The 7535-nt window shown below is 68.0% G+C and carries 5 protein-coding genes; 4 read left to right on the top strand and 1 reads right to left on the bottom strand.

Annotated features, from left to right (window positions below):
* Positions 1-140: 140 nt before the first annotated feature.
* Positions 141-275, bottom strand: a complete 135-nt coding sequence (locus tag ABD346_RS27605) for a hypothetical protein (protein ID WP_344378526.1) — start codon at positions 273-275, stop codon at positions 141-143.
* Between the two features lie 139 nt (positions 276-414).
* Between ABD346_RS27605 and ABD346_RS27600 the strand changes: the two genes are divergently transcribed.
* The 4 genes from ABD346_RS27600 to ABD346_RS27585 all read left to right on the top strand — a co-directional run bounded on the left by ABD346_RS27600 (position 415) and on the right by ABD346_RS27585 (position 7126).
* Positions 415-3492 carry a Tn3 family transposase gene (locus tag ABD346_RS27600; RefSeq protein ID WP_344378525.1) on the top strand — a complete coding sequence of 1026 codons (3078 nt, stop codon included), beginning with the start codon at positions 415-417 and terminating at the stop codon, positions 3490-3492.
* Positions 3493-3551: 59 nt separating this feature from the next.
* Positions 3552-4028: a hypothetical protein gene (locus tag ABD346_RS27595; protein WP_344378524.1), complete on the top strand. Its 477-nt coding sequence runs from the start codon at positions 3552-3554 to the stop codon at positions 4026-4028.
* A 65-nt stretch (positions 4029-4093) separates the two neighbouring features.
* Positions 4094-6316, top strand: coding sequence for a tetratricopeptide repeat protein (locus tag ABD346_RS27590; protein ID WP_344378523.1), 2223 nt, complete (start codon positions 4094-4096; stop codon positions 6314-6316).
* Between the two features lie 123 nt (positions 6317-6439).
* Entirely contained in the window at positions 6440-7126 is a 687-nt protein-coding gene (locus tag ABD346_RS27585) for a recombinase family protein (RefSeq protein ID WP_425583032.1), read from the top strand.
* The last annotated feature ends 409 nt before the right edge of the window (positions 7127-7535 follow it).

Genomic DNA, 7535 nt, shown 5'->3' with positions numbered 1-7535 from the left:
CAACTGGCGCGAAACCTGACCCGGGAGCAAACGCCAATCAACGAACCAAACGCTCAGTGAGAACCGATCCAAGATCAACGGGGGTTCTGCGGCTCGTTCTTGATCTTGCTCGGGCAAAGGCCCCCCCCCGTTTGTGAGAATCATTCGGCGTCAGGGTCGATGTCGCTCGGGTGCTTCCCCGTGAGCTCCCACTCCAGCATCCGCATCCGCTCTACCTGCCGACGCGCGACGGAGACCATCCCGGCGTCGAACTCGTGGTCGGGGCCGATGTCCACGGCGTCGAAGTAGGGGTGCCGGTAAGAACGCTGTCACCAGCCGCAAACGACGGTGATCTTGCGGGTGTGTCACCCGTGTGGGTGAGTCCGGGGTCGTACAGCTGCGCGGGGTGAGGCCTCACGAGGATGATCGACGACCGTGGCCCGTACCCCTTTGGACTTGGACGCCCTGGTCGAGCACTGGACGCTGTTGAAGGACGAGCAGCCGCTCGTGTCCGGTAAGCGCGGTGCGACGCGACTGGGCTTCGCGGTGTTGCTGAAGTTCTACACGCAGTACGGCCGGTTTCCCCGGGGCCGGTCCGAGCTGCCGGGCGAGGCGGTGGAGTTCGTCGCCCGGCAGGTACAGGTGCCTGCGTCCGAGCTGGACGCGTATGAGTGGAGCGGCCGGACAGTCGAGTACCACCGTGCGCAGATCCGCGGGCACCTGGGCTTTCGTGAGTGCAGTGTCGCGGACGCGGACAAGCTGACGGCCTGGCTCGCCGAGCACGTCGCCTGCAAGGAGCGGCGGCCGGAGCAGGTGCGGGTGGAGCTGCTGGCCCGTTGTCGTACGGAGTGCATCGAGCCGCCGACGGCGGGGCGGTGTGACCGGATCGTGGGGGCGGCGCTGCGGGTCGCTGAGGAGACGCTGACGGCGCGGATCTCGGCGCGGCTCACGGTGGAGAGCATCGAGCGGATCGTGGCCCTGGTCGCCGGTGCCGACCAGGAGGGCGACGCCGACCCCGGTGAGGCCGGTACTGGTGAGGGTGAGGACGGTGCGCCGGTCCTGGGGAAGGTCAAAGAAGCGCCCGGCAACGTCAGCTTGGAGACGATGCTCACCGAGATCTCCAAGCTGCTGGCGGTCCGCGCGGTCGGGCTTCCGCCGGATCTGTTCGCGGACGTCGCGCCGAAGGCGGTGGCCGGATGGCGGGCGCGGGCCGCGGTGGAGTCCCCTTCCCATCTGCGCACGCACCCGGTGCCGTTGCGGGTGACGCTGCTGGCCGCGCTGCTGCACGAGCGGGAGCGGGAGATCACGGACACGCTGGTGGAGCTGCTGATCTCCACGGTGCACCGGATCGGGGCGCGGGCGGAGAAGAAGGTCACCGAGCAGCTGGTCAACGCGTTCAAGAAGGTGTCGGGCAAGGAGAACATCCTCTTCAAGCTCGCTGAGGCGTCGATCGGCGAGCCGGAGGGCACGGTCCGGGAGGTCGTCTACCCGGCGGTGTCCGGCGGTGAGCAGACGCTGCGGGAGCTGGTGCACGAGTTCAAGACCCGCGGCCCGGTCTACCGGCGCACGGTGCAGACCACGTTGAAGGCGTCGTACACCAACCACTACCGGCGCGGGCTGATCAAGCTGCTGGACGTGCTGGAGTTCCGCTCGTCCAACCACACCCACCAGCCGGTGATCGAGGCCCTGGCGCTGGTGGCCCGGTACGCGGCGGCGGGCAACACCACGTACTACCCGCTGGGCGAGACGGTGCCGGTGCACAAGGCGATGGGCGGGGACTGGGCGGAGGTCGTCCACCGCACCGACAAGCGGGGCCGGCGCCGGGTGGTGCGCATGGTCTACGAGGTCGTCGCCTTCCAGGCCCTGCGCGACCAGCTCAAGTGCAAGGAGATCTGGGTCGTCGGCGCTGACAAGTGGCGCAACCCGGATGAGGACCTGCCCCAGGACTTCGCCGAGCGGCGCGAGGAGAACTACCGCGAGCTCCGCAAGCCGCTGGACGCCGCCGACTTCGTCGACGAGCTGCGCGAGCAGATGACCACCGAGCTGACCCTCCTCAACGACACGATGCCGAAGCTGGCGTGGCTGGACATCGCTGAGCGGAAGTCCGGGGCGATCCGGCTCACCCCGGCCGAGGCCCAGCCCGAGCCGCGCAACCTGCGCCGGATCAAGAACGAGGTACAGCGCCGGTGGGGCATCGTGCCCCTGATCGACATGCTCAAGGAAGCGGTGCTGCGGACCGGCTGCCTGGACGCGGTCACCTCCGTCTCCGGCGGCGGCAGCCTCTCGGCGGAGGTGCTGGCCGAACGCCTGCTGCTGGTCATCTACGCGTACGGCACGAACACCGGGATCAAGGCCGTCGCCTCCGGCGGCCACGGCCACACCGAGGACGAACTGCGCTACGTTCGGCGCCGCTACCTTTCGGCGGAGGCCGCCCGCGCCATCGCCGTGAACATAGCGAATGCCACCTTCGCCGCCCGCAGCACCGAGCTGTGGGGCCAGGGCTCGACCGCCGTCGCCTCCGACTCCACCCACGTGCGCGCCTACGACCAGAACCTGTTCACGGAGTGGCACTCGCGCTACGGCGGCCGCGGGGTGCTCATCTACTGGCATGTGGAGAAGAAGTCCCTGGCCATCCACTCCCAGCTGATCAACTGCACCGCCTCCGAAGTCGCCGCGATGATCGAGGGCGCCATGCGGCACGGCGCCACCATGGACGTGGAAGCGAACTACACGGACTCGCATGGTCAGTCGGAAATCGGGTTCGGCATCACGAGGCTGCTGAACTTCGACCTGCTGCCCAGGATCAAGCGGATCAACAAGGTGAAGCTGTACCGGCCGACAGCCGGCGAACCAGACGCCTACCCGCAACTGACCCCTGCGCTGACCCGCCCGATCCGCTGGGAACTCATCGCCCAGCAGTACGACCAGATGATCAAGTACGCCACCGCGATCCGAACCCGTACCGCGTCCACCGAGGCGATCCTGCGGCGCTTCACCCGCAACGCCTCCCACCCCACCTACGCGGCGATGCTGGAGGTCGGGCGCGCTCAGAAGACCATCTTCGTAGCCCGCTACCTGCGACTGCGCGACCTCCAGCGGGAGATCGAGGAGGGCCTGAACGTCATGGAGTCCTCCAACGGCGCAAACTCCGTGATCGCCTACGGCAAGGGCGGGGAGATCGCCTCGAACCGGCGCGACGAGCAGGAGATGTTCGTCCTGTGCCTGCGGATCCTCCAGTCGGCCCTGGTCTACGTGAACACCCTCATGCTCCAGGACGTCCTCAGCGAACCCCAGTGGGCCGGCCTCCTCACCCCTGCTGACCGGCGCGGCCTGACCCCGCTGTTCTGGTCCCACGTACGCCCGTACGGCGAGGTGAACCTCGACATGGGTGCTCGCCTGAACCTCGCTGCGGTCACTGTGCCCGGACCGCGGGCAGCGGTTGGCGACCGTGACCGCGTTCCAGCCGGGGGCGCTGTCTTGACGGAATCGACAGCGGTCGCTGAACGTATCTGATGGAATACGTTGCGCAGGGTATTGGCCGGATCTGGACTGCTTGGGGGAAGGTGGCGGGGATGCTGACGGAGGCGATGACCGCGCTGGCCGCGGCGGGTGGCACAGCGGTGGTGCAGGCCGCAGGCACGGATGTGTGGACGGGATTCCGGCAGCAGGTGGCAATGTGGTTCGGCCGCGGAAACGCGCAGCGTGAGAGCGCTGAGCTGGAACGGCTTGACCAGACCGCAGCCGCCCTGAGGACCGCCGGGGCGGAGCAGGTCGAGCGGGTGCGGATCCGCCAGGAAGCGACCTGGGAAGCCTGGTTCATCTCGCTGCTGGAAAGCCTGAACGACGAGCAGCGTGAGCAGGCCGCTACCGAACTGCGCGCCCTGCTCACGCAGTACGCCCCGCAGGGCGGCGCCTCGGCAGGGCAGGGTGGAATCGCCGCGAGCGGCGATGTGATCGCCAGGGCGGAGCAGGGTTCGATCGCGGCCAACATGCTCTACGGGGGCGCGAGCGTCGGCACCCCTACCAAGCCGGATCCGTCCCAGGGCTGAACGGACCGGCCGCCACCAGCCCACCCCCTGCGTCAGCGCCCGGATCGGGCCGTGCCGTACCTGGCATGAACGCCCACGCCTCCAACGGCAGTATGGCCATCAACAATGTAGAGCCCGGTGGCCAGGTCTCCGCCTCCTTCTTCGCCCCGCCTCGGCGCCCCGTTACCTGGCCGCACACCGTCGGCGTACTGCCCCGGCAGGCCGACCACTTCCTGGACCGCAGGCCGGCAGAGCAGATGCAGCAGGCCATGGCCGACGGCGGGACGGCAGTGCTGGCTGGCATGGGAGGGGTCGGCAAGACCCAGCTTGCCGCCCACCACGCGCGCGCCTTGTTGCGGGCCGGCGCACTGGATCTGCTGGTGTGGATGACCGCCAGCGACCCCACCGCGATCATGTCCGGTTACGCCGAAGCCGAAGCTGCGGCCGCGATCCTCGGCACCGACAAACCCGAGCCCGAGGAGGCCGCACGGGCGTTCCTGAACTGGCTGGAGCCCAGCCCCACCAGGCGAGTCCGGTGGCTGGTGGTCCTCGACGACGTGGCCGACCCAGCCGACCTGCGTGGCCTGTGGCCCCCCAGGAGCCCGCACGGCCGCACCCTCATCACCACCCGCCGCCGCGACCAACTTCTCCAAGGGGACAGCCGCCGCCTGGTGCCGGTCGGCGTCTTCAACGAGCAAGAGGCTGCCGCCTACCTGACTGCCACACTCGCTGCCCATGACCGTCACGAATCAGCCGACCAACTCGCTCTCCTCGCTGCGGACCTCGGCCACCTACCGCTCGCGCTCTCCCAGGCAGCTGCATACCTCATTGACACCGCCCTGGACTGCACTACCTACCACCGACTGCTCACAGACCGCGCCCACACCCTCACCGAGGTGCTGCCAGATCCTTCCAAGCTGCCCGACGACCAGGCCACCACGCTCGCCGCCGCCTGGTCCCTGTCCATCGATCGGGCCGACCAGCTGCCACCAGCGGGCCTGGCCCGCCCGATGCTGCAGCTCGCCGCGATGCTGAACCCCAACGGCATCCCTGCGTCCGTCCTCTCGGGAGCCCCGGCCCTCCAATACCTCGCCGAGCGGGCAACCCGGCCGGCAGTCTCCGCGGATATCGGCCAAGCGGAGACGCGACGGTGGTGGCCCCGGCACCGCAGCAGGCCCCCACATGCCACACCCGCGCCCGTGACAGCCGAGGATGCGCGCGGGGTACTGCGGACACTGGATCGCCTCAGTCTGATCGACTACACCCCCGCCACGGAGCACCAGGCCGTGCGCATCCACCAGCTCATCCAACGCGCTGTCCGCGACACTCTCACCACCGCCGAGCACGCCCACCGCGTCCGCGCAGCCGCTGACGCTGTCGCCACTGTTTGGCCCGAGAACGAGCAAGATATCCCTCTCAGTCAGTCCTTCCGTGCGAACGCCGAGGCGCTGGGGTGTCAGGCCGAAGACGCCCTGTACCAGTCTGGAGCGCACGAGGTGCTCTTTCGCGCCGGCCGCAGTCTCGGAAATACAGGCCAGTACAGCGCCGCCGTAATCTACTTTCGCCAACTAGCCGATACCGCCAACCAGCGACTTGGCGCAGACCACTACGACACACTCCGCGCCCGTGGTGACCTCGCCGGATGGATGCGCGAAGCCGGAGACGCGGCAGGCGCCGCAAGAGCACTCACCGAACTGCTGCCCGACATGACGCTGACGCTGGGCCCCGACCACCCGCACACTCTCCTTGTCCGAAAGATGCTCATCGAACTGGGAGCGTCTAGAGACCCAGAAGGCGCTGCAGAGGCGCTCCACGCATTACTAACCGACATGGTGCGGGCGCTCGGCCCTGGCCATCCCTACACTTTCGGCACTCTCGGTCACCTCATCGCCCTCGGGGAGAGCGCTGAAGACACCGTAGAACCACTCTCTCAACATCTGGCCTACGCGGTGGGGGTACTGGGCCCCGACCACACATACACCCTCGCCATCCGAGGTGACATAGCTGAATCTCAGGGGAGGGCTGGGGACGCGGAAGGTGCTGTGACAGGGTTCGCCGAACTGTTGCCCGACATGGTGCGGGTACTGGGCCCCGACCACCCCCACACCTTCGCTATCCGTGATGATCTCGCGGGGTGGCGGGGGAGGGCTGGGGACGGGGAAGGCGCCATAGCCGCATTCGCCGAGCTGGTAGCCGACATGGTGCGGGTACTGGGTCCCGACCACCCTCACACCCTCGGTACACAGGCCAACCTCAACCGCTGGCGGGCGGCGGCTGGCCATACCGTTGTTGATGAATCGACCGATTGATGGGCAAGATCGGCAAACGGCGGCGCGTGGCCGGATCGGCGCCGGATCATGCCCATAAAACGGTGTCAGAAAGTCGATGTGCTCAAGAACTTGAGGGGCACCCTTTTCTGTACGATCTGGCGGGTGCAGCCCTCCCAGGACGACGACGCCGATCTCCTCGCCCCCGTTCCGGCCGTACGGACCGGCAGCCTGGTGGGATACGCACGCGTGTCCACCAAAGGACAGCTGCTCGACCGGCAGATCCACGCGCTCACCGAAGCCGGGTGCATCCGGATCTTCGCCGACAAGAAGTCCGGCAAGAACGCCGAACGCGAGGAGCTGTGGAAGGCCCTCGACTACCTCCGCGAGGGCGACACCCTCGTCGTCCCGTCACTGGACCGGCTCAGCCGCTCCATCCAGGACCTCATCGCGATCGTGTCCGGCCTGCGCAAGCGCGGCATCGGCTTCACCTCGCAACATGAAGCACTCGACACGACCACGCCCGGCGGGCGCCTGGTCTTCCATGTCTTCGCGGCCTTGGCGGAGTTCATCCGCGAACTCATCGTCCAGGGCACCAACGAGGGCCTGGACGCCGCCCGCGCCCGAGGTGCCCGCCTCGGCCGCCCGCCGGCCTTGACCGACGAACAGGTACGTCACGCCCGCGACCTGCTCGCCCGCCCGGAGAACACCGTCACCTCGATCGCGAAGCTGCTCGGCGTCTCCCGCAACACCATCTACAACTACCTGCCCGAACTGAAGGGCGGCCGTCTCGCGCTCGCCGAGTCGACCAACACGGCAGAACTGCCCCGACCCTCCAGGTCAGCGGACTGATCATCGCCGTTTGCGGCTGGTGACAGCGTTCTTACCGGCACCCCAACGACGCTGGGCCGAACGGGTGACGGGTCGGGGCGCTCATCACTCCAAGATCATCTCGTGGCGGGTTTCTGCCGTATCTGGGTCAGGCCCCTTCCTGCTCAGTCAACGTACGGACCCTTACCGGCTCCGCCATTCCGCCTCCCCGTGCCGACCGGACGTGGCGTCACATCCAACCGTTACAAGGGCCAACCCGGCGAACCAATGCGGTCAGAGCACTAGGCAGTGACGGGCCTGGCCTACGGCGGACTCGTCGATCAGGATCTGGGCGAGGTCGGCGCCATCCGACACGGCAGGGATGGCATGACGTCGATCCCGCGCACCGCTGGTTCAGGGACGACGTTCGCGCCGTCGCATGCGCGAAAGA

The organism is Streptomyces mauvecolor (assembly GCF_039532965.1).
Classification (GTDB): Bacteria; Actinomycetota; Actinomycetes; order Streptomycetales; family Streptomycetaceae; genus Streptomyces; species Streptomyces violascens.
The sequence above is the reverse complement of the archived record's forward strand: the minus strand, read 5'-3'. Positions and strand labels throughout refer to the sequence as shown.

Excerpts from the sequence above, each read along its gene's own strand:
- ABD346_RS27595 (WP_344378524.1), top strand. The coding sequence starts at position 3,552 with ATGCTGACGGAGGCGATGACCGCGCTGGCCGCGGCGGGTGGCACAGCG.
- ABD346_RS27590 (WP_344378523.1), top strand. The coding sequence starts at position 4,094 with ATGAACGCCCACGCCTCCAACGGCAGTATGGCCATCAACAATGTAGAG.